The 25,240-nt window shown below is 66.9% G+C and carries 21 protein-coding genes; 5 read left to right on the top strand and 16 right to left on the bottom strand.

The features are described 5' to 3' along the window. A partial coding sequence (locus ACFE87_RS01430) for a TRAP transporter large permease (RefSeq protein WP_375457802.1) occupies positions 1 to 728 on the top strand: 728 nt, incomplete at its 5' end. Between the two features lie 285 nt (positions 729 to 1,013). Further along, positions 1,014 to 2,222, top strand: a complete 1,209-nt coding sequence (locus ACFE87_RS01425) for a D-alanyl-D-alanine carboxypeptidase/D-alanyl-D-alanine-endopeptidase (protein WP_375457801.1) — start codon at positions 1,014 to 1,016, stop codon at positions 2,220 to 2,222. 36 nt (positions 2,223 to 2,258) lie between these two features. Here ACFE87_RS01425 and ACFE87_RS01420 read toward each other — a convergent pair whose 3' ends face one another. The 9 genes from ACFE87_RS01420 to ACFE87_RS01380 all read right to left on the bottom strand — a co-directional run bounded on the left by ACFE87_RS01420 (position 2,259) and on the right by ACFE87_RS01380 (position 14,511). Next, a complete protein-coding gene (locus tag ACFE87_RS01420) occupies positions 2,259 to 3,236 on the bottom strand; it encodes a TRAP transporter substrate-binding protein (protein WP_375457800.1) in 978 nt (325 codons plus the stop codon). Positions 3,237 to 3,268: 32 nt separating this feature from the next. Beyond that, a complete protein-coding gene (locus ACFE87_RS01415) occupies positions 3,269 to 4,576 on the bottom strand; it encodes a TRAP transporter large permease (protein ID WP_375457799.1) in 1,308 nt (435 codons plus the stop codon). A gap of 3 nt (positions 4,577 to 4,579) precedes the next feature. Continuing rightward, positions 4,580 to 5,125, bottom strand: a complete 546-nt coding sequence (locus tag ACFE87_RS01410) for a TRAP transporter small permease (protein WP_375457798.1) — start codon at positions 5,123 to 5,125, stop codon at positions 4,580 to 4,582. Positions 5,126 to 5,227: 102 nt separating this feature from the next. Further along, complete coding sequence (locus tag ACFE87_RS01405; RefSeq protein WP_375457797.1) at positions 5,228 to 6,883, bottom strand: hydantoinase B/oxoprolinase family protein; 1,656 nt, start codon at positions 6,881 to 6,883, stop codon at positions 5,228 to 5,230. Further along, positions 6,880 to 8,997: a hydantoinase/oxoprolinase family protein gene (locus ACFE87_RS01400; RefSeq protein ID WP_375457796.1), complete on the bottom strand. Its 2,118-nt coding sequence runs from the start codon at positions 8,995 to 8,997 to the stop codon at positions 6,880 to 6,882. The genes ACFE87_RS01405 and ACFE87_RS01400 overlap by 4 nt, the downstream gene beginning before the upstream one ends. 315 nt (positions 8,998 to 9,312) lie before the next feature. Beyond that, entirely contained in the window at positions 9,313 to 11,607 is a 2,295-nt protein-coding gene (locus ACFE87_RS01395; RefSeq protein ID WP_375457795.1) for a TonB-dependent receptor domain-containing protein, read from the bottom strand. 244 nt (positions 11,608 to 11,851) lie between these two features. Then, positions 11,852 to 12,736 (bottom strand): metal ABC transporter substrate-binding protein, encoded by an 885-nt coding sequence (locus ACFE87_RS01390; protein WP_375457794.1) that lies wholly within the window; start codon positions 12,734 to 12,736, stop codon positions 11,852 to 11,854. 164 nt (positions 12,737 to 12,900) lie between these two features. After that, positions 12,901 to 13,749, bottom strand: a complete 849-nt coding sequence (locus tag ACFE87_RS01385; RefSeq protein WP_375457826.1) for a metal ABC transporter permease — start codon at positions 13,747 to 13,749, stop codon at positions 12,901 to 12,903. Positions 13,750 to 13,761: 12 nt separating this feature from the next. After that, positions 13,762 to 14,511, bottom strand: coding sequence for a metal ABC transporter ATP-binding protein (locus ACFE87_RS01380; protein WP_375457793.1), 750 nt, complete (start codon positions 14,509 to 14,511; stop codon positions 13,762 to 13,764). Positions 14,512 to 14,864: 353 nt separating this feature from the next. On the opposite strand from ACFE87_RS01380, the gene ACFE87_RS01375 reads away from it, so the two are divergent. From ACFE87_RS01375 to ACFE87_RS01365, 3 genes are all read left to right on the top strand, one after another. Beyond that, positions 14,865 to 16,832 (top strand): PhoX family phosphatase, encoded by a 1,968-nt coding sequence (locus ACFE87_RS01375; RefSeq protein WP_375457792.1) that lies wholly within the window; start codon positions 14,865 to 14,867, stop codon positions 16,830 to 16,832. A 260-nt stretch (positions 16,833 to 17,092) separates the two neighbouring features. After that, positions 17,093 to 17,842, top strand: a complete 750-nt coding sequence (locus ACFE87_RS01370; protein WP_375457791.1) for a sulfite exporter TauE/SafE family protein — start codon at positions 17,093 to 17,095, stop codon at positions 17,840 to 17,842. A gap of 177 nt (positions 17,843 to 18,019) precedes the next feature. Then, the gene (locus tag ACFE87_RS01365; protein ID WP_375457790.1) at positions 18,020 to 18,304 is read left to right on the top strand and encodes a GCG_CRPN prefix-to-repeats domain-containing protein; all 285 of its coding nucleotides are present in this window, start codon (positions 18,020 to 18,022) and stop codon (positions 18,302 to 18,304) included. 176 nt (positions 18,305 to 18,480) lie between these two features. Here ACFE87_RS01365 and ACFE87_RS01360 read toward each other — a convergent pair whose 3' ends face one another. The 7 genes from ACFE87_RS01360 to ACFE87_RS01330 are packed head-to-tail and all read right to left on the bottom strand — an operon-like array spanning position 18,481 to position 25,180. Continuing rightward, complete coding sequence (locus ACFE87_RS01360) at positions 18,481 to 19,299, bottom strand: hypothetical protein (protein WP_375457789.1); 819 nt, start codon at positions 19,297 to 19,299, stop codon at positions 18,481 to 18,483. Positions 19,300 to 19,324: 25 nt separating this feature from the next. After that, entirely contained in the window at positions 19,325 to 19,495 is a 171-nt protein-coding gene (locus tag ACFE87_RS01355) for a hypothetical protein (protein WP_375457788.1), read from the bottom strand. A gap of 20 nt (positions 19,496 to 19,515) precedes the next feature. Beyond that, complete coding sequence (locus ACFE87_RS01350; protein WP_375457787.1) at positions 19,516 to 20,520, bottom strand: formate dehydrogenase subunit gamma; 1,005 nt, start codon at positions 20,518 to 20,520, stop codon at positions 19,516 to 19,518. A 40-nt stretch (positions 20,521 to 20,560) separates the two neighbouring features. Continuing rightward, positions 20,561 to 21,157 (bottom strand): formate dehydrogenase FDH3 subunit beta, encoded by a 597-nt coding sequence (gene fdh3B, locus ACFE87_RS01345; protein ID WP_375457786.1) that lies wholly within the window; start codon positions 21,155 to 21,157, stop codon positions 20,561 to 20,563. A 10-nt stretch (positions 21,158 to 21,167) separates the two neighbouring features. Continuing rightward, positions 21,168 to 24,110 (bottom strand): formate dehydrogenase subunit alpha, encoded by a 2,943-nt coding sequence (locus tag ACFE87_RS01340; protein ID WP_375457785.1) that lies wholly within the window; start codon positions 24,108 to 24,110, stop codon positions 21,168 to 21,170. A gap of 7 nt (positions 24,111 to 24,117) precedes the next feature. Beyond that, positions 24,118 to 24,336, bottom strand: coding sequence for a formate dehydrogenase (locus tag ACFE87_RS01335; protein ID WP_375457825.1), 219 nt, complete (start codon positions 24,334 to 24,336; stop codon positions 24,118 to 24,120). 37 nt (positions 24,337 to 24,373) lie between these two features. Further along, the gene (locus ACFE87_RS01330) at positions 24,374 to 25,180 is read right to left on the bottom strand and encodes a molecular chaperone TorD family protein (RefSeq protein ID WP_375457784.1); all 807 of its coding nucleotides are present in this window, start codon (positions 25,178 to 25,180) and stop codon (positions 24,374 to 24,376) included. Positions 25,181 to 25,240: the final 60 nt, after the last annotated feature.

Raw genomic sequence — 25,240 nt, 5'->3', positions numbered from 1 at the left:
TCTGGATCACGGCCCGGCAGCGGGGCTACGCGCCGGAACGCGAGAGGCTGCCGACCGCCCGTGAGCTCGGGCAGGCCGTCTGGGGCGGCGTCTGGGCGATCCTGTTTCCGATCATTCTCCTGCTCGGCCTTCGGTTCGGCATCTTCACGCCCTCCGAGATCGGCGCCTTCGCGGTCGTCTATGCGGTGGTGATCGGGTTCTTCGTCTATCGCATGCTCTCCGCCGCGACTTTCCAGGAGGCGATCGAAGCGAGCCTCGTCGATATCGGGGCGGTGATGTTCCTGCTCGCGCTCTCGTCGATCTTTGGCTACGGCATCGTCTACGAGCAGGTGCCGGAGGCGATCTCGAGCTGGATGCTCAAGCTCACGGACAATGCGCACGTGGTGATGGTGATGATCGTCCTGTTCATCCTCCTGGCCGGGACCTTCATGGAAGGCTCCGTGCTCATCATCATGCTAACGCCGATCTTCCTGCCGCTGATCACGCAATACGGCATCGACCCTGTCCATTTCGGGCTGATCTTCATCATCGCGGCGACGATCGGCAATTATACGCCACCGGTCGGCGGCGCGATGTTCGTGGCCTGCCAGATCCTGCGCTGCCCCATCGGCGAGTATACGCGGGAATCGATGCCCTTCCTGCTCGCCGTCTCGCTCGTGACCTTGCTCCTGATCTTCGTCCCCGACGTGGTGCTCGTGCTGCCGAATTTGCTCTTCGGGAAAGAGTGAGCGCTCCAGCGGCTCTGAACGGGGCGACTTACTCGGACGGTTCAGAAATCACGTACCGGCATCGTATCCGCGGCCACGGGGGAACAGTGCTGTTCGACGCGGACCACCTCTGCCACGTGGTGGCCATGGTTCCGGTGGATTGAGAATCTTCCGTGAAGACCTGAATCAGTCCTGAAGAGCGATCGTCACGATGATGCCGACGAGTCCTCATCCGTCCATGGGCGTCGCATTGGGTCCACCATCGTGACTCGACTACAGGAAAGCAGGCCAAGGAAGACGAGGCGGATGGCACGGGGCAGGGGAGTCAGGTGGTCTCACCTCCTCGCGCTCGCCTGCGCACTGCTCCTTTTGCCCGCCCAGGTCATGGCCGGCGCCAAGGAGACGCTCGCGGCCCTTGCCCCCTCGGGGCTGGTGCTCGTGATGGACGAAAACGGCAAAGAGCTCGTTGCCCAGAATGCTGACGAGCCCTTCGTGCCTGCCTCGGTCGCCAAGATGGTGACCTCCTGGCTGGCGTTGGAAGTCCTTGGCGCCGATTACCGCTTCGAGACGCGCTTCTTTCTGGACGGCAACCGGGTGCTCTACGTTCGCGGCGGCGGGGATCCCTTTCTCATTTCCGAAGAGCTGGCTCAGCTCGCCTCCGCCCTGGTCGCCGCCATCGGCAAGGAGCCGCTCAGCGGCATCGTGCTCGACGCCAGCTACTACCCCGAGGATATCCGCATCCCGGGCATCGAGCAGACCGACCAGGCCTACGATGCGCGGAACTCCGCGCTCGCCGTGAACTTCAACACCGTCCACGCCGTGAGGAAGGGCAGGACGGTCCAGTCCGCGGAACAGCAGACCCCGATCACGCCGCTCGCCGTCATCCAGTTCCTGGCGCGCGGCTCCCAGGGTCGAGGTCGCATCAGCCTGACGCAGGACCCCGCGATGGGCCTCCGATATGCCGGCGAGCTGGTGGCCGCATTCATCGAGCGGGCCGGCGGCAGCGTCCAAGGCAGGATCTCGACGGGACCCGTGCCCAAGAGCCTGGCGCCCGTCTACGTTCACCGCCAATCACGCACCCTGTCGACCATTCTGGCCGGGTTGCTCCACGACTCGAACAACTACATCGCCAACCAGGTCTTCCTGGAGATCGGCGCGCAGCGCCTCGGCGGGCCCGTCAGCCTCGATAAGTCGCTCGAGGTCGCGAACGGTATCCTTGCCAAGCACGGCCTCGACAGGTCCATCCGACTTGAGGAAGGCTCCGGCATCAGCCGGGGCAACCGCTTCACGGCCCGCGGCCTCGCCCAGCTGCTCCGCCTGTTCGAACCCCAGGCCACCCTGCTGCGCCAGTGCGACGGCGCTCAGTTCAAGACCGGCACCTTTTCGGGCGTCAGCACCTTGGCGGGTTACGCCAACACCTCCAAGCACGGACGCGTGCGCTTCGTGATCGCGCTCAGGAGCAACGACGGCGCGATGCGCTTTAGGCTCCTCAACGCGATCCGGTCCGAACTCTAGCCGCACGCGCGAGCGAGCGGCGCTGAACGAGTCGGCTCACTTTGCCCGAAAGGCATCGACCACGGCCTGGCCGCTGGGGCCGGCCCGCTTCAGCCAGTCGCCCGTCAGCTGCTCGCCGATCTTGCCCAGTCCGGCCTTCAGTGCGGCGGTCGGCGGCACGACCTTCATGCCGCGGGAGACGAGCTGGTCCGAATACCATTTCGTCTTTTCCTCTGCGAGCTTCCAGCCGCGGGTCTCGGCCTCTTCGGCGGCCTTCATCAGGGCGTCCTGGCTCGGCTTGTCGAGCGCGTCGAGCGCGGCCTTGTTGACGAAGATCATGTTCTTCGGAAGCCAGGCCTGGAGGTCGTAGAAGTGGGTCAGCGATTCCCAGATCTTGGAATCGTATCCCGTGGAGGCCGAGGTGATGACGGCGTTCACGACGCCGGTCGCCAGCGCCTGCGGAAGTTCGGCCGCCTGAACGGTCACGGGCTGGCCGCCGACAAGCTCGGCGATGCGCGAGGTCCCGACGCTATAGGCCCGGAACTTCAGGCCCTTCAGGTCTTCGACCCCGCCCACATCCTTCTTGGTGTAGATGCCCTGGGGAGGCCAGGGCACCGCGAAGAGAAGCACCAGGCCCTGCGAGGCGAGCTTCTTCTCGACGGCGGCGCGCTGCACGTCCCAGAGCTTCTTCGCCTCCGGGAAGGAGGCCGCCAGGAAGGGCACCACGTCGAGCCCGTAGATCGGATCCTCGTTCTCGTGCAGCGAGAGGATGATCTCGCCCATCTGCGCCTGTCCGGTCTGGACGGCACGCTTGATCTCCGGCGCCTTGAAGAGCGAGGCGTTGGCGTGGATCGTCATGCCGACCTTGCCGCCGGTGGCGGCCGATACGTCCTTGGCGAACTGGGCGATGTTCTCGGTGTGGTAATTGTCCGCCGGATAGGCCGTGGCGACGTTCCATTTCGTCTGCGCCAGGGCGGGAAGCGCGAAGGTCAGGGTGCAGGCGAGCGCGATCGCTGCGCGTGAAAAGCGTGTCATCGTTGACCTCTTCGAGCGGTGGGGTTGGACGGTCATTGCGGGAAGGCGAGCTGCGGCAGGAACATCACGATTTGCGGGAAGATCGTGACGATCGCAACGGCGGCGACGAGGAGAAAGAAGAACGGCAGCGCGGCTAAAGCAACGGTGTTCGAGTCTCGCCCGCTCATCGCCTGGAGGACGAAGAGGTTGAAGCCGACCGGGGGCGACACCTCCGCCATCTCGACGACCAGGACCAGGAAGATGCCGAACCAGACGAGATCGAACCCGGCCAGCTTGATCATCGGGAGGACGACGGTCGTGGTCAGGACGATCATGGAGATGCCGTCGAGCGCGGTGCCGAGCACGACATACATGACGGTCAGGGCGGCGATTAGGCCGAAGGGCGAGAGCTGCAGGCTGTCGACCCAACCGGCGAGCGCCTGGGGCAGGCCCGTATAGGCCATCGACGTCGACATGAAGGAGGCGCCGGCGAGGATCAGCATGATCATGCAGGTCACCCGGACGGTGCCCATGATGCTCTGCTCGAAGGCGGTCCAGGTCAGGCCGCCCGACCACCAGGCGATGGCGAAGGAGCCGAGCACGCCCCAGGCCGCGCATTCCGTGGCCGTCGCCCAGCCGAACATCAGCGCGGCGAAGACCAGCACGATGAGGAACATGCAGGGCAGAAGGTCGAGCGACTGCGTGAGTTTCTCGCGCAAGGTCGTCGCGGGCTCGGGCGGCGGCTGCTTGTCCGGGTTCAGGAGCGCCCAGACGACGATGTAGCCGGAATAGAGGGCCATCACGAGGAGGCCCGGCAGGAAGCCCGCCAGGAAGACCTGGATGATCGAGACGTTGGCCGCGATCGCGTAGACGACCATCGTGATCGACGGCGGGATCAGGATGCCGAGGGTACCGGCGCCGGCGAGCGAGCCCAGGCTGACCATGTCGTCGTAGCCGCGCTTCTTCAGCTCCGGCAGCGCGATCTTAGCGACCGTGGCGCAGGTCGCGGCGGAGGATCCCGAGACCGACCCGAAAAGCCCGCAGGCCAGCACGTTCACGTGCATCAACCGGCCCGGCAGCCAGTTCAGCCAGGGCGACAGGCCGCGGAACATTTCTTCCGACAGCCGTGTCCGGAACAGGATCTCCCCCATCCAGATGAAGAGCGGCAGGGCGGCGAGCGACCAGGAGGCGCTGTTGCCCCAGGTCGTCGTCGCCAGCACCGAGCCCGCCGGGATGCTGCCGCCGGCGAACTGCATGCCGACCCAGCCGACCGCGAGCAGTGCAACCGCGATCCACACCCCGCCGACGAGCAGGACGGCCAGGAGGACGAGGAGCAGGGCCCCGATCTCGAGCAGTTCCACGGCTCAGACCCCGCTCTGCATGGCGCGCTCGATGATCTCGTCGTCGGAGGTCGGCGGCGGCTTTTCGTAGCGCGGCACGCCGCCCCGCAGGACGTGCACGAACTCGTCCACGAGCGCGATGAAGAGGATGACGAGTCCGCCCGAATAGCCGATCTGCGGAAACCAGAGCGGGATCGCGACGACGCCTTGCGACATGTCGTCGAAGCGCCAGGAGTCGATCGTCATGACGACCGCGTACCAGCTGAAATAGCCGACGAAGGCGACGCCGACCGCCAGGCACAACAATTCGAAGACGTGGCGTCGCCGACCGCTCAGCTTCTCGATCAGGAGGCCGACCCGGATCATGTCGCCGCTCTTGAACGTGTAGGCGAGGCCGAGGAAGGCCATCGCGGCCATGCACCAGGAGGCGAAATCGTCACCCGACGGCACGTTGATCCCGATCTGGCGGCCGACGGACAGCGCCATCATCAGGGCGAAGATCACGACCAGGAAAAAGCCCGCGAGGTAACCCGACAGGCGGTACAGGGCGTCGAGAGAACTCCGCAGCATGGATCGGTCGAGGGTCTCGGAGATATGTTGCGGGAAGGATCAGGCGTGGGGCCTGACCGTTACACAGGCGCCCGACGATGGACAGACACAAGTGTCGTGCCATCACGAGCCGACCTCGTCCGGGGCGGACCCATAATCGCGCGCCACGCCCTCCCGCGTCGCGTATCCGCGACGGATGTCGTCCTCGACCTTGGCGCGCGGCCTGAGGGCCGGCGAACCGAACCCGGCGCCCCCTGCCTGCCGCAGCGTCAGACGCGCCCCGGGCGCGAGTTCGTGCCGTCCCTGAGGCGGGATCGGGCGATCGTCGACGAGATGCTCCCGGCAGGCGCCGGGCAGCCCGCCCGCGATCCCGAGGGCCGGAAAGGAGGTGCGGTTCGCCATCGAGAAGACGCTCATCGGGAAGCCGCTGTCGTTCCGGAGCACGATTTCCTGGCCTGGCCCGCCCCGGAACATGCCGGCTCCTCCGGAATCGGGCCGCAACGTCTTCCGCTCGACCGTCAGGCCGCTGGCCGGCTCGAAGAGCTCCGTCGAGACGCCGCCGATATTGGAGGAGCCGGGCGTGGTCGGCTGGCCGTCGAGGTCGCTCAAGGCCCCGAAGCCGCCGGCCGCGCAGAAGGTCATGGTGGTGGCCGTGCCGTCCGGCAGGCGTCCCTGGAGGGTGACGAAATCGATGAGGCCGCTCCCGGCCATGACCCTGTCCGGCACCACCTCGGCCAGCGCGCCGAAGATCAGCGGCGGGATGAAATGCCCGATCGTGTGCCGTCCTGCCGAGGGTGCGGGCGGGACGGCGTTCAGCAGGCAACCCACGGGCGCCGAGATGGTGATCGCGGCCGTGGCGCCGTCGTTGTTGGGCAGGCGCGGCGCCGTGATGCATTTCAGCGTGTAGAGCGCCATCGAGCGCGTATAGGGCATCGGCACGTTGATGCCGGCCGTGACGCAGGGCCCGGTGCCCGTGAAATCGATCGCGACGTCCCGGCCCGTCTTGTCGAGCCGGCAGACGAGCCGCCTCACGTCGCCGAAGGCCTCGACGTCGACCTCGTTCCGGTAGGTGCCGTCCGGGATCTCCGCCAGCGCGCTGCGGACGGCATTCTCCGTCTGCGACAGGATCGAGGCCGCGACCTCGTCGAGATCGGGCAGCCCGGATTCGGACAGGAAGTCGAGCAATTGCCGCCCGACCACCTCGAGGCAACTGACGCTTGCCATGATGTCGCCCAGCACCTGGTCCGGCACCCGGACGTTCAGCGTGATGAGTTCGATCAGCGTCTCGTCGCGCCGCCCTTCCGCGAAAAGCTTCCACATCGGGAGCCGCAGGCCCTCGTGGTAGATCTCGGTCGCGGCGGCCGAGAAGCCCATCCCGCCGATATCGGGCAGGTGGGTGATGCTCATCGCGTAGGCGACGATGCGGCCCTCCCGGAAGATCGGCCGCATCAGGGCGAGGTCGAACATGTGGCCCGTGCCGATCACGGGATCGTTCGAGGCGACGATGTCCCCCGGCCGGAGCCGGTCGGGCGGAAAGCGGGCCAGCATCGCGGCCATCGTGACGGGCGCCGTGCCGATGAAGACCGGGATGCATTTGCGGCTCTGCGCGATCATGCGGCCGGCCGTATCGAAGATCATGACCGAGAGGTCGAAGCCCTCGCGCACCAGCATCGAGAAGGAGGTGCGGATGAGGGCCGCCGCACCTTCGTCGGTGATCGAGACGAGGCGGTCCCAGGCGATGGCGAGGTCGATCGGATCGAGGCGGCGGGGGGAGGTCATGCGCCGCCGATCTCCGCCATCAAGGTGAGGTCCCGTCCGACTTCGGCGCGGTCGCCCGCGTCGAGGAGGGTGGTGGATTCCGCCTCCTCGATCAGGGCCGGGCCCGCGACGACGGTGCCGGGCGCGAGCCTGCCGCGTGCGTAGACCGGGCAATCGACGAGCCCTCCGGCCAGGGGGAAGAAGGCGGGGCGGCGGCCGATCAGGGCGTCGCCGCCCGTGCCCTCTCGCGTCGGTCCCGTCGTGACATGGCCCGGCGCCGGCCCGCCCGCCTCGACCTTCCAGCCGACGATCGCGATCGGCTGGTCGAGATTGGTGTGGAAGATCTCGCGGTAGCGCGCGGAGAAGAGCGCGCGGAGCGCCTCGCGCAGGCCGCCGTCCGGGGCCGGACCGCGCCGCTCCGGGACCTCGACCTCGATGTCGTAATGCTGGCCGCTGTAGCGCATGTCGGCGCGCCGGTGCCAGCGGATGGCCGGGGCCGGAACGCCGCTCCCGACCAGGGGCGAGGAGGCCTCGGCTTCGAGTTCGGCCAGGGTCGCCGCGAGTTCCTCGTCCGACACGTCGTCGAGACGGCGCGGGAAGGCCCGGACGGCCTCGAAGGCCTGCGCCCCGGACAGCATGCCGAAGGCCGACATGACGCCCGCACCCATCGGGAAGATCACGCGCGGCACCCGCAGCTTGCGGGCGATCCGGGCCGCGTGAAGCGGCCCGCCCCCGCCGAAGGCGACCATCGCGCTGCCCCGATAGTCGAAGCCGCGTTCGGTCGCATGCATGCGGAAAGCGCGGGCGATGTCCTCGTTCGCGACGTCGTGGACGCCCCAGGCCGCCCGGAGCGCATCGACTCCGAGCGCCGCGCCGATCTCCGCCTCGAAGGCTGCGCGCGCCCCTTCAATGTCGAGCCTCATCGATCCGCCGAGGAAGCTGTCCGGGTGGAGATAGCCGAGGACGAGATTGGCGTCCGTCAGGGTCGGGACGCGCCCGCCGCGCCCGTAGCAGACCGGGCCGGGCTCGGCGCCGGCGCTGCGCGGGCCGACCCTCAAGCGGCCGAGTTCGTCGAGGCCGACGAGGCTGCCGCCGCCGGTGCCGATCTCGGTCATGTCGAGGACGGGAATCTGGAGCTGGAGCCCGGAGCCGCTCCGGTATTCGTATGCGTGGGCCGCCTCGAAGCTGTAGGTCCGGAAGGGCCGGCCGTCGCGGACGAGCGCGCCCTTGGCCGTCGTGCCGCCGAGATCGAAGGACAGGAGGTTGGTCCCGGTCCGCTCGCGCCCGATCCGGGCCGCGATCATCACGCCCGCGGCCGGCCCGGATTCGAGGAGCCGAACGGGATGGCGCCGCGCCATGGCGAGGCTCATCAGGCCGCCGCTCGAGGCCATGATCCAGAGGCGGCCCCGGAAGCCCGCCTCGGCGAGCCCGCCTTCGAGCCGGGACAGGTAGCGGTCGACGAGGGGCTGCGAATAGGCATTCGCGGTCGTGGTCGTCCAGCGCTCGAATTCGCGCGGATATGGGAAGACATCGGCGGAATGGGAGACGTAGAGACCGGGATAGAGGTCGAGGGCGATGGCGCGGGCGCGCCGCTCGTGCCGGTCGTCGGCATGGGCGTGCAGGAAGCAGATCGCCAGCGCCTCGATCCGCTCCTCCTCGACGAGGCGGGTGATCCCCGCCGCGACGGCCGCCTCGTCGAGCGGGACGAGGACGGAGCCGTCATGCTTCAGGCGTTCGGGCACCTCGGCCCGCAGCGCGCGCTCGACGAGCGGCTCGGCGAAGCGGATCCGGAGGTCGAACAGGTCGTAGCGCTGCTCGCGCCCGATATCGAGGAGGTCTCGGAAGCCGGCGGTCACCAGCATGCCGGTGCGGTCGCCCCGTCGCTCGATAAGCGCATTCGTGACCAGCGTCGTGCCGTGCACGACCTCGACGAGGTCGGCGGGTGCGCATCCGGCCGCCGCGCAGATCGCGGCCGTCCCCTCCAGCACCGCCGAGGAGGGGTCGAGCGGGGTCGTCAGCTGCTTGTGGACGCCGATCCGCCGGCCGGTCCGGTCGACCAGCGCGAAATCCGTGAAGGTACCGCCGATGTCGATGCCCAGGCGGAGACCGGGTCCGATGATATTCGCCTCGGCCACTCTTGCTCGACGCCTCCGAATTCCATGCTGCGGCCGACCAGCGGAAAGCCGATGTCGTGCCAAGTCGCAAGGGCAGCGGCAGCGAAAAGCGTCGCGCTCCGTCGCCACGCCTCGAGGGCTCAGCAATTCTCGCGCACGCGGCGGGCCGGATCCCGGACGATAGTGCGGGACCCGCCTCAGCGCGGAACGGAAGCCGGGCGCCTAGAAAGTCCGCCCAGGTCGGACCGAAGTCGTGGGCATCGGCAGAAGCGTCGTGATATCGCGCCGTCTGACGCCCTTCAGTCTCACGCCAGCCCAGGCGATCGCCCGAGCCCATCAGAACCTCGCGTTCAGGAACAAGCGCGCACTGCGCCCCGGAAGCAGGATCTCGTCCTTCTTGAACGACGCCGAATTTCGAATGTCGTCGTCGAGCAGATTGTCCCCGCGCAAACCGATCGTGAGTTCGCTGATACCGTAGACCCTGCGGTCCATCGGACGCGTGTAGCTCACCTCGGCTCGAAGATTGTCGTAGCCTTTCGTGAAGGTTTCGTAGGGGGCCGTCTCCCGATGATCGAAGGCGTGCAGGAGGTTCAGCCTGGCGAACCAGCCGCCCTCGCGCCAGAACACACCTCCTCCGACCCGATGCGGCGGAATACGGGGAACGTTGGTGCCATCGTCGAACTTCGCCCGCACGAAGTCGTATTGTGCTTCGACGCCGATGAAGCCTGACCGGATCGGGATGACGTCGAGCTGAGTGCCGATCTCCGCACCGTAGAACGTCGCGTTCTGCTGGGAGTAGACGATCTGCTGCAGCTCGGTATCCGCGCCGCACGTGGTGAACTCATCGCCGCATAGCGTGCCGGTCAGCCGCTTGTAGATGAACCCCGTATAGCGCGTGTAATAGCCGGTCGCATCGAGCCGGAAAGGACCTTCGGCGCGGCGAAGCCCGAGCTCGATCGTCCTTGCGCGCTCGAGCTTCAGGTTGGGGTCGCCGATTTCGAAGGTCGCCGTAGCGTCGTGCGCCCCGCGGGAATAAAGCTCGGGAGCAGCCGGCGCGCGCTCGACATATTGTCCGGTGAGGCTTGCTTCGAAACCGTAGGGAAGGGCCTGCAGAGCACCGATGGCGGCGCTCACGGGCATGAACTTGCGCCGGCGGGATGCCGATGCCGGATCGTCGGGCGCGAGGATCGGATCACCATTGCCGTCGACCTCGCCCGTCGGCGATAGGGTCGGCAGGAAGTTCCGAGGGAAGAGCAGCGGGGTCCCGACCGCCCGCGAAGACTCGCTTCGGCCCGCAGCCTGGATCTTGAACCCGTTCCCGAAGTCGAACTGCTCGAAGAGGTAGCCGGCGACGAACCGGCTGTCGGTCGGCGCGAGCAGACCGCCTGCCTCGCCAGATGTGCCGAGCTTCGTGCGATCCGTTTGCAAACCGACCGCCCCGGTCAGAGTGCCGACATTCGTCGGGACCGGAACGTGCTGCAATTCGAACCGGGCCTCGACCTCCCGGTTCTTGAAGGTTGCCCGGACGCCGAAATGACCGTCCTCGTCGAGGCCGCGCTCGTTGTGCTTGTAGCTGGAGCCGCCGACCCAGAACCGAAAGGCGTCGAAGGGACCGCTGTCGAAGCGGTACTCGCCACGGATTTGCACCTTCTGCTGCGTCGGATCGAGCTGAGTTCGCGATGCTGCCGCTTCGCCACCCGGGATCTGATACCGCGCGTCATAGTGGCTGAAGGAGGCTCCCAGGAAGCCGTTCGGACCGATGAAGGAATAGCCGACAGCGCCACCCTGAGTCTGGCTCGCGGAGTTGAATTGCCGACCCCGCGGAGTCTGATAGTCATCCGTCCTGGATTTGAACCCGTCGGCGTGGAACGCGACGTTTCCGTCGCCGGCATCCACGGTCGCTGCGCCGACCCCGCCATTGTCGACGGACGAGTAGCCACTCAGGACCTGCGCCGCATAACCGCCCTGGGGGATGAAGCTGGGAATGCGGTTGTTCTCGGCGCTCACGACCCCGCCGATGGCCTGGCTTCCATAGCGCAGGGTCGCCGGCCCGCGAATGACCTCGATCCGGTCATTCACGAGCGGGTTGATGGGAACGGCATGGTCCTCGCCGAGCGGCGAAACGTCATGCACTCCGATCCCGTTCTCCTGAATGCGGACGCGATAATTGTCGAGGCCACGGATGATCGGTCGATTAGCCGCTCCTGGCGCGTAGCTTGTCCCGGAGATGCCGGGCTTGTCGAACAGGGCGTCCCCAAGCGTCTTCGGCTGCTCGCGGATGATCTCGCTGCGCGGCACGACCGTCACGGGCGCGAAGGTATCCGCAACGACAGGCAGGATGCCGACCGGAAATGATGAGGTGTCGGCTCGGAGTGGGTCCGACGCGGCCGGCGGCGCCGGTGTGACCGTCTGCACGGGTCGCGCGCTGCGCGCATTTCGGACGGGAGCTAACGGTGCATTCACACGCGGCGGTGCCGGCTGCGGGGTCGTGCGCCGGGTGAGAATCGGGCTCGGGGACGTGACGACGATCTGGGGCAAGGCTGTTTGCGCCTCGGCCGCCCGGAAGGCCCCCGCCGCTGTGAGAGCCAGCGCCGTTCCGGTCAGCAGCTGTGTTTTCGAAACCAGGACCATGACCCTGCACCTAAGTAAGCTATGTTACAACATAACCTGTGACGGCTCCTGAAAAGGCTCGCAAGCGCCTTGCGAGGTCGCGCCACGCAGAATTCCACGCTGTTGCAAACGAGCGACGGCCGTATTCTCGAATAGCCTGCAATGTGCCGCTGACAGCCCCGAACTCTGTGGGCGCGCCGGAACAGCCCTCCCTGCGCAGCGGCGAACGATTAGGCTATGCCGCGACTAGGTCAGAGCGCGGCGACTAACCGCGAAGGGCGTTCTGGAAAGCCGCGACGTTGTTGCGGATCATATCGAGATAGGTGGACGCTGGGCCTCCCACCTCCGACAAGGCGTCGGAATAGAGCTTCCCGCCGATCTTCGCGCCCGTCTCCCGCGCTATCTGCTCGATGAGGCGCGGATCAGAGATGTTCTCGATGAACACGGCCGGGATCTTCTGCTGTTTGATCTGACGAATGATGAGCGCCACGTCCCTTGCGCTGGCCTCGGTTTCCGTCGAGACGCCCTGCGGCGCCACGAACTGGATCCCGTATGCCTTGCCAAAATAGCCGAAGGCGTCGTGCGACGTGATGATCTTGCGGTTCTGCGGCGGGATGCTGGCCATGGCAGCCTTCACCTCCTCGTCGAGCCGCGCGAGTTCCGCCATGTAGCGCGACGCATTCGTTTCGTAGATGCTCTTCCCGGCTGCATCGACCCTGGTGAGCGCGTCGCGCAGGTTCGTCACATAGACGTTCACGTTGCGCACGTTCTGCCAGGCGTGCGGGTCCGAACCATGGTGGTGGCCAGCGGCGCCGCTTCCACCCGCCAACGGCTTGATGTCTTTTGACGCGGTGATCACCGGGGCCTTGCTGCCCGACGCGGTGATGAGGCGGCTAGCCCAGGCTTCGAGACCCAGACCGTTGATCACGACGAGGCTTGCGTCCGCGACCGTCTTGGCGGTGTTCGGCGAGGGCTGAAACTCGTGCGCGTCGGCGTTCGGCCCGACAAGCGAGGTCACGTCGACGCGATCACCGCCAACCTGCCTCACGAGATCCGCCAGTATCGAGAACGTCACCACCACCCGGACTTTGGGTGAGGAAGCCTGGCTCCAGGCGGACGGCAAGGCGGATAGCGAGGCCACGGAGGCCATCAAGGTGCGACGCGTGAGCATGGACTGCCTCGTCCGACTTTCTAGTAGACCGGGATACGGTACTCTATAACATATCAACACTCAAGTTGGGTCGGGTCCGAGCGCGGCGGCGCGGCGCGCGAAGCCGATCCTGAGCCCTGAGCAGCGGGCACCATGCGGCGAGGTCAGCCGCGTTTCCGCCAGAGGAGCCCGCCCTTCGGTCCGACGAGAAGCGAGATGATGTAGAGCGTGCCTGCGGCCAGGATGATGGTCGGACCGGAGGGAAGCCCACCATAGTAGGAGACCAGCAGACCCGCGTAGCTGGAGAAGAGCGCGACGCCGACACTGATCGGCAGAAGTCCATTGATCGAACGAGCCCAGAACCGGGCCGTGATCGCAGGCAGCAGCATCAGCCCCACCGCCAGCAGCGTCCCGAGCGCCTGAAACCCTCCCACCAGATTGAGTACGACGACCGCCAGGAAGGAGAGGTGCGTAACCGAACTGGTTCGGCTCACCAGGCGGAGGAAGAGCGGGTCGACGCTGTCCAGAACGAGCGCCCGATACATGACCGCAAGCCAAGCGAGCGACACGGTCGAGATCGATCCAAGCAGGAAGAGGGCGGCATCGTCCAAGGCAAGAACCGACCCGAACAGGATGTGCAGCAGGTCGACATTCGACCCCCTCAACGAGACGAGCAGGACGCCGCCAGCGAGTGAAACAAGATAGAAGGCGGCGAGGCTGGCGTCCTCCTTGAGGAGCGTCGTGCGGGATACCAACCCGGCCAGGAGCGCTACCGTGAGCCCGGCGGCCAGTCCTCCCAGGGTCATGGCGGGAAGGGAAAGGCCGCTCACCAGGAAGCCGGCGGCGGCCCCGGGCAGGATCGCATGGCTGATAGCGTCGCCCATGAGGCTCATCCGACGCAGCGTGAGGAAGAGCCCGATGGGAGGGGCGCTGACCGACAGGGCCACGCAGCCCGCCAACGCGCGCCTCATGAACCCGAATTCCGCGAACGGGCCGACGAGGAGGTCAAGCATCGACATGGATGGCTATCGGGTCAGCTCGGTCGCGAGATCGTGCGACGGGAAAGGACTGGCCCGACCGCTCGCCAGACGCAGGTTGGTCGGTGTCAGCACGTTTGTCGTGCTGCCCCATGCGATGGGCCGACCTGCCAACAGAAGGGTCCGGGGAAAGTGATCCCGGACCTGACCGAGGTCGTGCAGCGAAGCGATGATGGTGCGCCCGTCGACATGCCAGGCTTTCAGGATCTCGAGCAGGTCCGAAGTGGTCTCGGCGTCGACCGACGCGAAAGGCTCGTCCAACAGGATGAGGCAGGGGTCCTGGAGCAAGGTCCTGGCGAACAGCAACCGCTGCAGCTGACCTCCCGACAGTTCCGACAAGAGGCAGTGTGAGAGCGGCTCCAGCCCGGTGCGTGCCAGCGCCTCGGCCAGAGCGCGGCGCTCCTCGCGATGCAGGCGGGCAAAGGGTCCGAGCCGCTTCCAGAGACCCGTTCCGGCAAACTCCGCCGCGGTGATCGGAAAGCTTCGATCCAGATCCGCAGCCTGGGGGAGATATCCGATCGTGCCCTCGCCCGGAATTCTCAAACGCAGCTGACCCGATAGGACGCCGATTTCACCTGCAAGCGCCCGCAGGAAGGTCGTTTTCCCGGCGCCGTTCGGACCAACGACCGCGAGACGCTCACCCCGAGCGACAATGCCGTCCAAACCCTGAAGCGCCGGTCGCCCCGCATAGCCAAGGGACAGGTCGCGACAGTCCACGACCGCTGTCTCGGCGGGCATCAGCTCACCGCCCACGCGATCGTGGCCCACAGGAACGTGGCAAGGGCAGCCGCCCAGGCGAGCCGGGCGCCGATGCCTGTCTGCATCAAGGAGGCCGGCGATGGTGCCGAACCCCTTGCAGCGCCTGATCGAGGCCGTTCACCGCGCCCCGCCTTTTCACCCAACACGAATACCCCCAGGCCGGCTGCTACTCGCTACAAGGCGGGCGCCGTCGTCAGGTTATATCATACAGTCCTGCGGCATCGGCGTCACGGGGCCTCGAAGTGAAGGGCCGAGGTCTCCTTTTCACCGCGCTGCCGTATGTCGCTGATATAGAGCGGTCCAGACTGGTCGAGCAGGGAAGGCCGACGATCATGAGCGACAACACGACTCGCACCCGAGCCGCGGATCTCGAGGACGCTGGAGAGGTCGGCATCAATCCCAGCACCAACCCGACCATGGGCGACATGATCGCGGAGCGGTTCAACCGTCGTGATCTTCTTCGCGGCGCGATGGCGATCACGGCGATTTCGGCGACGGTAGGGAGCAAGGCACTGGCCGCGAACCAGCAGCCAGCCACGACGGGGGCGCGAACCTCGTTCGACTTCAAGGAAATCGAGGCCGGCGTCGATCAAAACCATCACGTGGCGGAGGGCTACGACGCTCACGTCCTGATCCGCTGGGGCGATCCCCTCTTCCCGGACGCGCCCGAGTTCGACCCCCTTTCACAGAGCGCGGCCAAGCAGGCCCGCCAATTCGGCTACAACTCGGACTTCGTGGGCTATCTCCCGATCGACGGGTCGAGCGACCACGGACTGCTCGTCGTCAATCACGAATACACGAACGAGGAGCTGATGTTCCCGGGCGTCGGCCTCCAGGACGCCAAGGACGCCGGCTTCGCGAAGATGACGAAGGACCTCGTCGGCATCGAGATGGCGGCTCACGGCGGGGCGGTTGTCGAGATCCGGCGCGAGGGCGGACGCTGGGCGCTGGTGCGCGATTCCAAGTACAATCGCCGCATCACCGCCGAGACGCCGATCGAGATCACCGGGCCAGCGGCCGGCCACGACCGGTTGAAGACGAGCGAGGACGGGAGCGGCCGGCAGGTGCGGGGCACCGTCAACAATTGCGCCGGGGGCGTCACGCCCTGGGGCACCTGGCTCACCTGCGAGGAGAATTTCAACGGCTATTTCTGGGCGAAGCTGCCCGAGGGGCACGCGGAAACAGCCAATTACAAGCGCTACGGCATCGGCGCACCGGGCTATGCCTGGGGCAAGTTCCACGACCGCTTCGACCTGTCGAAGGAGCCGAACGAGGCGAACCGGTTCGGTTGGGTCGTGGAGGTCGATCCCTTCGACCCGACCTTCGTGCCGAAGAAGCGGACCGCGCTCGGCCGCACGAAGCACGAAGGCGCGGCCGGGATCATCAATGCCGACGGCCGCTACGTGGTCTATCTCGGCGACGACGAGCGTTTCGACTATGTCTACAAGTTCGTCACCGCGGGTCGGGTCGACCGGCAGAACCGCGCGGCCAATTTCGGCCTGCTCGATGCCGGTACGCTCTATGTCGCGAAGTACAACCCGGACGGCACCGGCACCTGGTTGCCGCTGGTGCACGGCCAGGGCGCGCTGACCGAGCAGAACGGCTTCCGCTCCCAGGCCGATGTGCTGATCGAGACGCGCCGCGCCGGGGACGTCCTCGGCGCGACCAAGATGGATCGTCCGGAGGATATCGACGCGAACCCGCTCACGAACCGCGTCTACGTCATGCTCACCAACAACACGCGGCGTACGGCGCAGCAGGTCGATGCCGCGAACCCGCGGTCCAACAACGCGTTCGGGCACATCGTCGAGATGGTCCCGGATGGCGACGACCATGCCGGCACGACGTTCCGCTGGGAAGTTCTGGTCCGCTGCGGCGATCCCGCGATCAAGGAGATCGGCGCGACCTTCTCGTCCGAGACGACGAAGAACGGCTGGTTCGGAATGCCGGACAACTGCGCCGTCGATTCCCGAGGGCGCCTCTGGATCGCGACGGACGGCAACAATCAGAAGGCAACGGGCCGCACGGACGGGCTCTGGGCCCTCGAGACCGAAGGCGAGTTGCGGGGGACGTCCAAGCACTTCTTCCGCGTGCCTGCGGGCGCGGAGATGTGCGGGCCCTTCTTCACCCCGAACGACGAGACGCTCTTCCTCGCCGTCCAGCATCCGGGCGAGTCGGAGGAAGGCCAGCCGGCGACCTACGAAAGCCCGAACACGCGCTGGCCCGACTTCAAGGACGCGGTGCCTCCGCGCCCATCGGTGGTCGTGATCACCAGGCAGGGCGGCGGCCGGATCGCGTAAGCGTGCGCCCTACACGGCGTCCCAAGGCTATGCCGAGTAAGTTGGTCTGAACGTCCGACGTCGAGAAATTCGCTCCAGCGACGTCCCGGCGCCGGCGGGCGATGACGCGTTCGAGGCCGCTCGGTTGGTGCCGTTTTCCCGCGCAGCATCGCCCGCGAACCCTGTAGGAGGCGCGCGGCGGACACCGCCTCGGTTATCGACTATGGCAGCCGTAGGCCCCGCGCCCAGGCGAGACGAATGCTGACCGACCCGCGACCGTGATGGATTCGCTTCTCATCCTGATCGCGCTCGTGTTTGCGCTCGCCGGCTTCGTCAAAGGCGTGATCGGTCTTGGCTTGCCGACGGTCTCGATAGGCCTGCTCGCCGTGACGATGACACCTGTCCAGGCGCTGACCATCGTCATCGCCCCCGCCATCGTGACCAACATCTGGCAGACCTTCGCCGGTCCCTACCTCGGGGACATCGTCCGTCGGCTCTGGCCGCTGCTTCTCGGGACCGCGGTCGCGATCTGGGGCTGCGGGAGCCTGATGACGGGGCCTTACGCCCAGCATGGCACGATCGCGCTCGGATTGTTGTTGGTCCTTTATGCGCTGCTGAGCCTGACGAGTGTCCGGCTCGAGACCCCGCCCGGCCGGGAGAAATGGGTGGGCGGGATCGTCGGTATGCTGACGGGGGTGGTCGCGGCCGCAACGGGCGTGCAGGTCATCCCGTCGATGCCCTTCATGCAGTCCATCGGCATGGAAAAGGACGAACTCGTCCAGGCATTGGGCCTCTTCTTCACGGTGGCGACAGTCGCCCAGGCATTCAACCTGACCAGCGCCGGACTTCTGAATTCCTCGACCGCGCTGCCGGGTCTCGTCGCGATGGCCATGGCTTTCGCCGGCATGTTCGCCGGCCAGATGGTGCGTCACCGCATGCAGCCGGAGCAGTTTCGCCGCTGGTTCCTCGTGGCGATGATGATCCTCGGCGTTTATCTCAGCACAAGCGCGAACCTGGATTTCATGAGGTAGGACCCGGCTCGACCGAACCGGCCAGGCGGGTCAAGAACCCTCGTCCGGAGCCGAGATCGGCGCTGCTTGGGATCGGTAGCATGATCATGGAATGCCCCAAGCGTAGACGGTCCGGCAGCAGCAAGTTGATTTGCGCGTCGTAAGAACTATTCTGTCCTCGTCAATGGGAGGACAAAGATGAACAGATTGTTAGCCTTGGCGATGGCGGTGTCCATCGTCCCACTTCTCGGCTCGCCGAGCGAAGCCTTGCCGGTCGCCCCGGCGGAGTCTTTCGCTGCGGTCGAGCTCGTTCGCGACGGATGCGGTCCGGGATATCGGATGGGCCGCTTTGGAGACTGCCGTCCGCAGCGCTATCGCAGCCGGGACTACGAGATCGGCGGGGGACGGACCCTGCATTTCGAATGCCCGCGCGGCTTTCGCTACAGCCATCGCAGCGGACGGTGCCGGCCTTACCGGTTCTGAGGGTTACACGGGAGCAGCCGTTCCGGCATGGGCCGGCTGCTTCCGCGAAAATGCCCGATCGTCGGCCGGTCACCCGAGGTCGAGAGCCTCTTCAGGGTCGGGCGTCGCCGCGAAGATCGTCGCGAGGTTAAGCCTCGCGCCTCGCCGCTCGTGGTCGTCCTCGCAGTCTCGCTCGCTCAGCGTGGAGGGGCCGCGTCGAAAAACTTGAGGTCGAGTGCGGCGAGCGCCAGTAACGGCGCAGGCATGTTCATCCCGGCCCGGCGCATGGTCTGCGCCGTCTCGCGGCATCCCCGGACGTCGTTGTCCCGGGTGAGTGCCTCGACCTTCTCGATCTGCTCGGGACTGGGCTTCGGCGGCCCGGCCGGGGCAGGGGCGGTCGCAGCCGCAGCCGATTGCTGCCCCTGAGGCGCCGGGGCAGGGGCGGCGGGGGAGGCCGCTGCTGCCGGGGTGCCGGCCGCGGACGGCGTCCCCGAGCCTGCGCCGGGCGTGCCGCTCCCGCTGCCGGAGGCGGGCGTACCGCCGGCGGGAGCTGGCGTGCTGCCGGGTGCCGCCGCGGCCGGTGCGCCCTGGCCGGCCTGCGGAGCGTTCGGCGAATTCTGCGCCGTGCCCTGCGGACCGGGAGCGCCGGGCCCGGCCGCCGGGACGGGACCGCTCATGCCGGACGTCTGCTGCGGCACCCCGCCTGCCGGCGGCTGCGGCGAGGGTGCCGCCTGTGCCGGAGCCTGGACGGCGGTCGCCGTCTGGGGCGGTGGGGCGGCGGCTGCGACCGCCGGGGCGGGCCCCTTCGCGAAGTTGAGCAGTTCCTGGCACAGGTTGGCTGGCCCACGCGCCGCGGCGGGCGTTGCCGCCGGAGGAGCGGGAGTAGCCGGGGCGGCAACGGGCGGAGCGGCGAGAGGCGGAGCCGCGGCTTCGGCGGGCTGCGCAGGCATCTGCGCCGTCGCGCCGGAGAGGGCCGCCACGGAGGCGAGCAGGCTCAGGAGGAGTACGGCTCTCATCGGTTTCGTCCCTCTCGCGCCACCCTCAGATCCGCCCCGACCAGGCCGGGCCGACCAGGTTGTGGCCGGGCACCGACACGCGCGCGCCGGAGGTGGTGTAGGCTACGTAGGCAGTCTTCTGGGTGGTCGAGAGCAGGGCGGCTGCGCCGGCCCCGAGCAGAATGGCGGCCACCACGGCGAGGGCGATCGTCTTCATGGAAGCGCTCCTTTCGGTGTCTACTCGGCCGGAACCGGCCTGGAACGACCCAATTGCGGGCCGCTCGCCGTCTTCGCCTGCTGCTCCTCGACCCAGAGGTCGTGGTGGCGACGGGCCCAGGCCAGATCCACCTCGCCGGACCCCATGGCGTCGTAGGCGCCCTCCATGCCGAGCGAGCCGATATAGATGTGGCCCAGGATGGCGGCGATGAAGAGCACGCCGATCACCGCATGGATCGCCTGGTTGATCTGGATACCGTTCACGTCCACGGCGGAAATCGGGAACATGAGGATGATGCCGGTGGCGGACATCGCGATCCCGCCGATCATGACGATCCAGAAGATGAGCTTCTGCCCGGCGTTGAAGCGACCGGCGCTGGGATGGGCGTCTCCGAGGAAGCCGCCGCCGGCCTTGAGCCAGATCCAGTCGATCCGGCCCGGAATGTTGTCCTTCAGCCAGACCAGCATCATGAACAGGATGCCGAGCATGAACGGCCAGGCCAAGTAATTGTGCGCGTACTTGCCCCATTGAGCCAGGGTCGAGAACGCTTCCGGCCCGATCAGCGGCATCAGGATCCGCTTGCCGAAGATGTAGTTGAGCCCGGTCAGGGCTAGCACGATGAAGGTGCTCGCCGTCAGCCAGTGCGTGAACCGCTCGAAGGCGTTGAAGCGGAGGATCTTGATGCCCGATTCTTCGCTCTGATCGAGCCTCATGCGGCCCTTCGAGAAATAGAAGAGCCCCAGTGCCAGCAGCATGCCGAGCACCGCAATGCCGCCGATCCAGGGCAGCCAGCCTTCGCGAAAGGCGCGCCACTCCCGGCCCTGCGGCTGTTCGAGCGTGCCGGACTTCGTGTCGGGAATGGTGACGCGGCCGTCGAGCCGGCCCATCTCCCGCAGGAGCTGCTCCTCGTTCACGGCGCGAGTGGTCGGGTTCTGGCCGCTCGGCGAGCCGGGCTGCGGCTGCGCCAGGGCTGCGCCGGCGCTCAGGACGAGCGCGGCAAGGGCGATCCGGATCGTATGGCTCACGTGTGCTCCCCGAGCATGCTGTGACACGTTGGGCGGCCGCCTAGATGGCGACCGTCTCCCGATAGGCGGTCTTCCAGCCCCAGGCGCCCGAGCCATAGCCGCGGCGCACCACGCGCTCCTTGTAGATCTGCGCGATGACGTCGCCGTCTCCGGCGAGCAGAGCCTTGGTCGAGCACATCTCGGCACAGAGCGGCAGCTTGCCTTCGGCGAGGCGGTTCGAGCCGTATTTCTCGTATTCCGCCGTGCCGAGATCAGCCTCGGGGCCCCCCGCGCAATAGGTGCACTTATCCATCTTGCCGCGCGAGCCGAAATTGCCGACGCGCGGATATTGCGGCGCGCCGAACGGGCAGGCGTAGAAGCAATAGCCGCAGCCGATGCAGAGGTCCTTCGAGTGCAGCACCACGGCATCCGCCGTCGTGTAGAAGCAGTTCACCGGGCAGACCGCCGCGCAGGGCGCGTCGGTGCAATGCATGCAGGCCATGGAGATCGAGCGCTCGCCCGGCTTGCCGTCGTTCAACGTGACCACCCGGCGCCGGTTGATGCCCCACGGCACCTCGTGCTCGTTCTTGCAGGCGGTGACGCAGGCGTTGCACTCGATGCAGCGGTCCGCGTCGCAGAGGAATTTCATGCGGGCCATGGTCGGATCCTCAAGCCGCGCGGATCTGGCAGAGGGTGACTTTCGTCTCCTGCATGCCGGTCACGGGGTCATAGCCGTAGGTGGTGATGGTGTTGACGCTCTCGCCGAGCACGATCGGGTCCGTGCCGGCCGGGTATTTCGACCGCATGTCGGCACCCTGGTACCAGCCCGAGAAGTGGAACGGCATCCAGGCGACGCCCTTGCCGACCCGTTCGGTGACGAGCGCCTTGACCTTTGTCTTGGCGTCGTTCTCCGGGCCGGAAACCCAGACCCAGGACCCGTCCTTGATGCCGCGCTCGGCCGCATCCGCCACGTTCACCTCGACGAACATGTCCTGCTGCAATTCCGCGAGCCAGGGATTCGAGCGCGTTTCCTCGCCGCCGCCCTCGTACTCGACCAGCCGGCCGGAGGAGAGGATGATCGGGAACTGCTTCGCGATGCCCTTCTCGACGACCGCCTTCTGGACGGAGAAGCCGATATTGGGCAGCCGGAACTCGCGGGCGTCGGGTCGCGTCGGGTATTTCGCCACGAGATCGGGCCGCGGCGAATAGATCGGCTCGCGGTGGACCGGCACGGGATCGGGCAGGTTCCAGGCATTCGCCCGGGCCTTGCCGTTCCCGTAATGGCTCACGCCGTGCTCGAGGCAGACACGCTGGATCCCGCCGGACAGGTCGATCGCCCAGCTGACCGTATCGGGGCTGGCCCCGCCGATGCGGGTGATCGTGGCGGTTTCCTCGGCAGTCAGGTCCTTGTCCCAGCCGAGCTTCTTCAGCATGCCGAAGGTGAATTCGGGATAGCCATCGGTGAGGTCGGAGCCGAGTGTGTAGGAATCCTCGGCCAGCAGCGTCTCGCCGTTGCGCTCGATCCCGAACCGCGCCCGGAACGTCGAGCCGCCTTCCTTCACGTGAATATTCGTATTGTAGAGGATGTGGGTGCCAGGGTGGCGAATCTCCGGCTTGCCCCAGCACGGCCAGGGCAGGCCGTAGAAGTCGCCGCCGACCTCCGGATCGTCCTTGGGTGCCCGCAACGTCACGAGGTCGAACTTGGACTGGTTCTTCATATGCGCCTTCAGGCGCTCGGGGCTCTGCCCGCAATAGCCGGTCGACCATCCGCCGCGGTTGATCTCACGCAGAAGATCCTCCGCCATCGGCACGTTGTTCTCGACCTTGATGTTCTTGAACATCGCCTCGGCGTAGCCGAGCTTCTTGGCCAGGAGATACATCACCTCGTAGTCGTTCTTCGATTCGAAGGCCGGCTTCACGATCTGCTCGCCCCATTGCAGCGAGCGGTTGGAGGCCGTGCGCGAGCCGTCCATCTCGAGCGAGGTGCAGATCGGGAGGAGGTAGGTGCCGTCCTTGCGTCCCTCGAGCGCCGAGAACGTGGTCGGATGCGGGTCGGCCACGACCAGGAGCTCGAGCGCGTTCATCCCCTTGATCATCTCGGGGATGCGGGTGACGGTGTTGCCGCCATGCCCGAACACCATCATCGCCTTGAGGGCGGTGCGCTGGTCCACCTGATCCTCGGGCAGCGTCACGGCGTCGAACCACCGGGTCGAGGTGATGCCGGGCGTTTCCATATTCTGCTTGCGGGTGCGGGCGGGGCGGCCGGCTTTCGCGGGGACATCGTCGAACTGGCCTTGGAGCCAGTCGTATTCGACGTCCCAGACGCGGGCCCAATGCTTCCAGGCGCCCTCGACGAGGCCGTAATAGAGCGGCAGCGTCGTGATATCGAGTCCGAGGTCGGTCGCGCCCTGCACGTTGGTGTGGCCGCGGAAGATGTTCGCGCCGGTTCCGGGCTTCCCGATATTCCCGGTGGCAAGGCACAGGATGCAGAGCGCGCGAACATTCGCGGTGCCGACCGTGTGCTGGGTCGCCCCCATGCACCAGATCAGCGTCGCGGGCTTCTGGTTCGCGAACTGGTCGGCCACGCGACGAAGCTGCTCGCCGGGCACGCCCGTGACGCGCTCGACCTCGTCGGGCGTCCACTTGGCGACCTCCTTGCGGACGTCGTCCATCCCGTAGACCCGCTTGGCGATGAAGTCCTTGTCCTCCCAGCCGTTCTGGAAGACGTGCCACAGGATGCCCCAGACGAGCGGGATGTCGGTGCCCGAGCGGATGCGGACGTATTCGGTCGCGTGCGCGGCGGTTCGGGTGAAGCGCGGATCGATGACGATCATGTTGGCGCGGTTCAGTTCCTTGCCGGCCAGCACGTGCTGCATGGCGACAGGGTGTGCTTCAGCCGGATTGCCGCCCAAGATGATCATGGTCTTGGCATTGCGGATGTCATTGTAGGAATTGGTCTGAGCGCCGTATCCCCAGGTATTGGCCACCCCGGCAACCGTCGTCGAGTGGCAGATCCGGGCCTGATGGTCGACCGAGTTCGTGCCCCAAAAGGCGCCGAACTTCCGGAACAGGTAGGCGCCCTCGTTGGTGAACTTGGCCGAGCCGAGCCAGTACACTGAATCTGCACCGGACTTGGCCCGGATGGCCTTCATCTTGTCGCCGATCTCGTCGATCGCGACGTCCCAGCTGATCTTGGTCCACTGGCCGTTGACGAGCTTCAGCGGGTATTTGAGGCGGCGCTCGCCATGCACCAGCTCGCGGATGGCCGCACCCTTCGCGCAGTGGGTGCCGCGATTGATCGGGCTCTCCCAGCCAGGCTCCTGCCCGACCCAGACACCGTTCACGACCTCGGCCTTGACCGTGCAGCCGACCGAGCAATGGGTGCAGATATTCGTCTTGATCTGCACCTGCTGGCCGCTGACAGCGGAGCCGGCGGCCTCAGCCTTGCGGACGGCCCCGAGCTGGATCGAGCCCAGGGCCGCAAGGCCGCCGGCCGCGAGGCCGGATTTCCCGAGGAAGGAACGGCGGTCCATCGTGCCAGACGCGAGGCTGGCAGCAAGACCCTGAAGCTTGGCGCGGCCCGCATCGCCGCTCTTGCGCTTGGTCAGCATGGCGATCTCACTTTTTGACCGTCTCGTAGGCGTTGGTTCTGTAGAAGGCCTTGACGTGCTCGGTCTCGCGATAGCGCGCCTTGGATTCCTCGGCTCCGGGATCGTAGGCTTGCGCCACGGTCGCGGTGAGCGGCGACACGGCTGCTGCCACCGCGACGCTCGAGGCTCCGCCGACGGCCCCGAAGAACTTGCGGCGATCCATCGCCTTGGCGTCGTCCCGTGCCATCATCCGTCTCCATTTCGACCGTAGCCCGACCGTGCGGTCAGGCCTCGATCGCGAATGCCTCAGTCTCGATGTCCATGAACAGCCGACCGAGCGCCCCGACATGACTGTAGAAGCGCGCCGCCTTCGCGGTTTCCAGATCGGCGAAGAGCTTGCCGGCCCAGGGCTCGATGTGGCGCGCGAAGAATCGACTCTCCGCTCCGACCTCGGCCGCAACGCGGCCCGAGGCGAGGCTCGCCATGGTGTCGAGCAAGATCGCGATGTGATCCTCGGGCTCACCGACTTGGTCCGCGCGCTCGATGCCGAGCGCTGCCATGTCCTCGCGCACGCGCGCCAGCGGCCGCTCGTTCAGGAAGCCGGTCAGGTAATAGGACGCGTAGGGGAGAAGCTCCCCGCGCCCGACCCCGACGAAAAGATCGAAATACTCCTGGCTGACGGCGGCCGGATCACATTGGCGGGCTGCAGCCGCAAGAGCCTGATGGGCGCGCCCGAGCTGGCTCTGATCGCCTCGAAGCGCGGCCAGTGGTCCCAAAAGATCAGCGTTCGGGGCGCGGCCGAGCAGGACCGACAGCAGTCCGTAATGCTGCGAACGGAACAGGTCGAGATCGTCGGCGACCGGGCCGTCGGCCGTCCCAGCGTCCTCTGACAAACTCGGCTCCTCGCCTGGATAAAGATCGGGCCGAAGCCGGGAGCGCGGAACCTTGGTCAGGGCCCCGACCGCGAGGACCCGGTCGGACGGGACGCGGCGCCAGCTCGACACCGCGAGCTGTGAAATGCCGAGCGAACGCGCGAGGACGCCGAACCCCCCGGCCGCCCGAACCGCCTCCACCAATGCCTCTCCGCGCATCCCCGTTCCATGTGCCGCTCGGCTTCTCCGGCCCGGCACCTGCTCATAATACGAGCTTAC

The sequence above is a fragment of the uncultured Enterovirga sp. genome, assembly GCF_964242715.1.
In the GTDB taxonomy this organism is placed as follows: domain Bacteria; phylum Pseudomonadota; class Alphaproteobacteria; order Rhizobiales; family Beijerinckiaceae; genus Enterovirga.
This window is presented reverse-complemented; position numbering and strand designations above follow the sequence as displayed.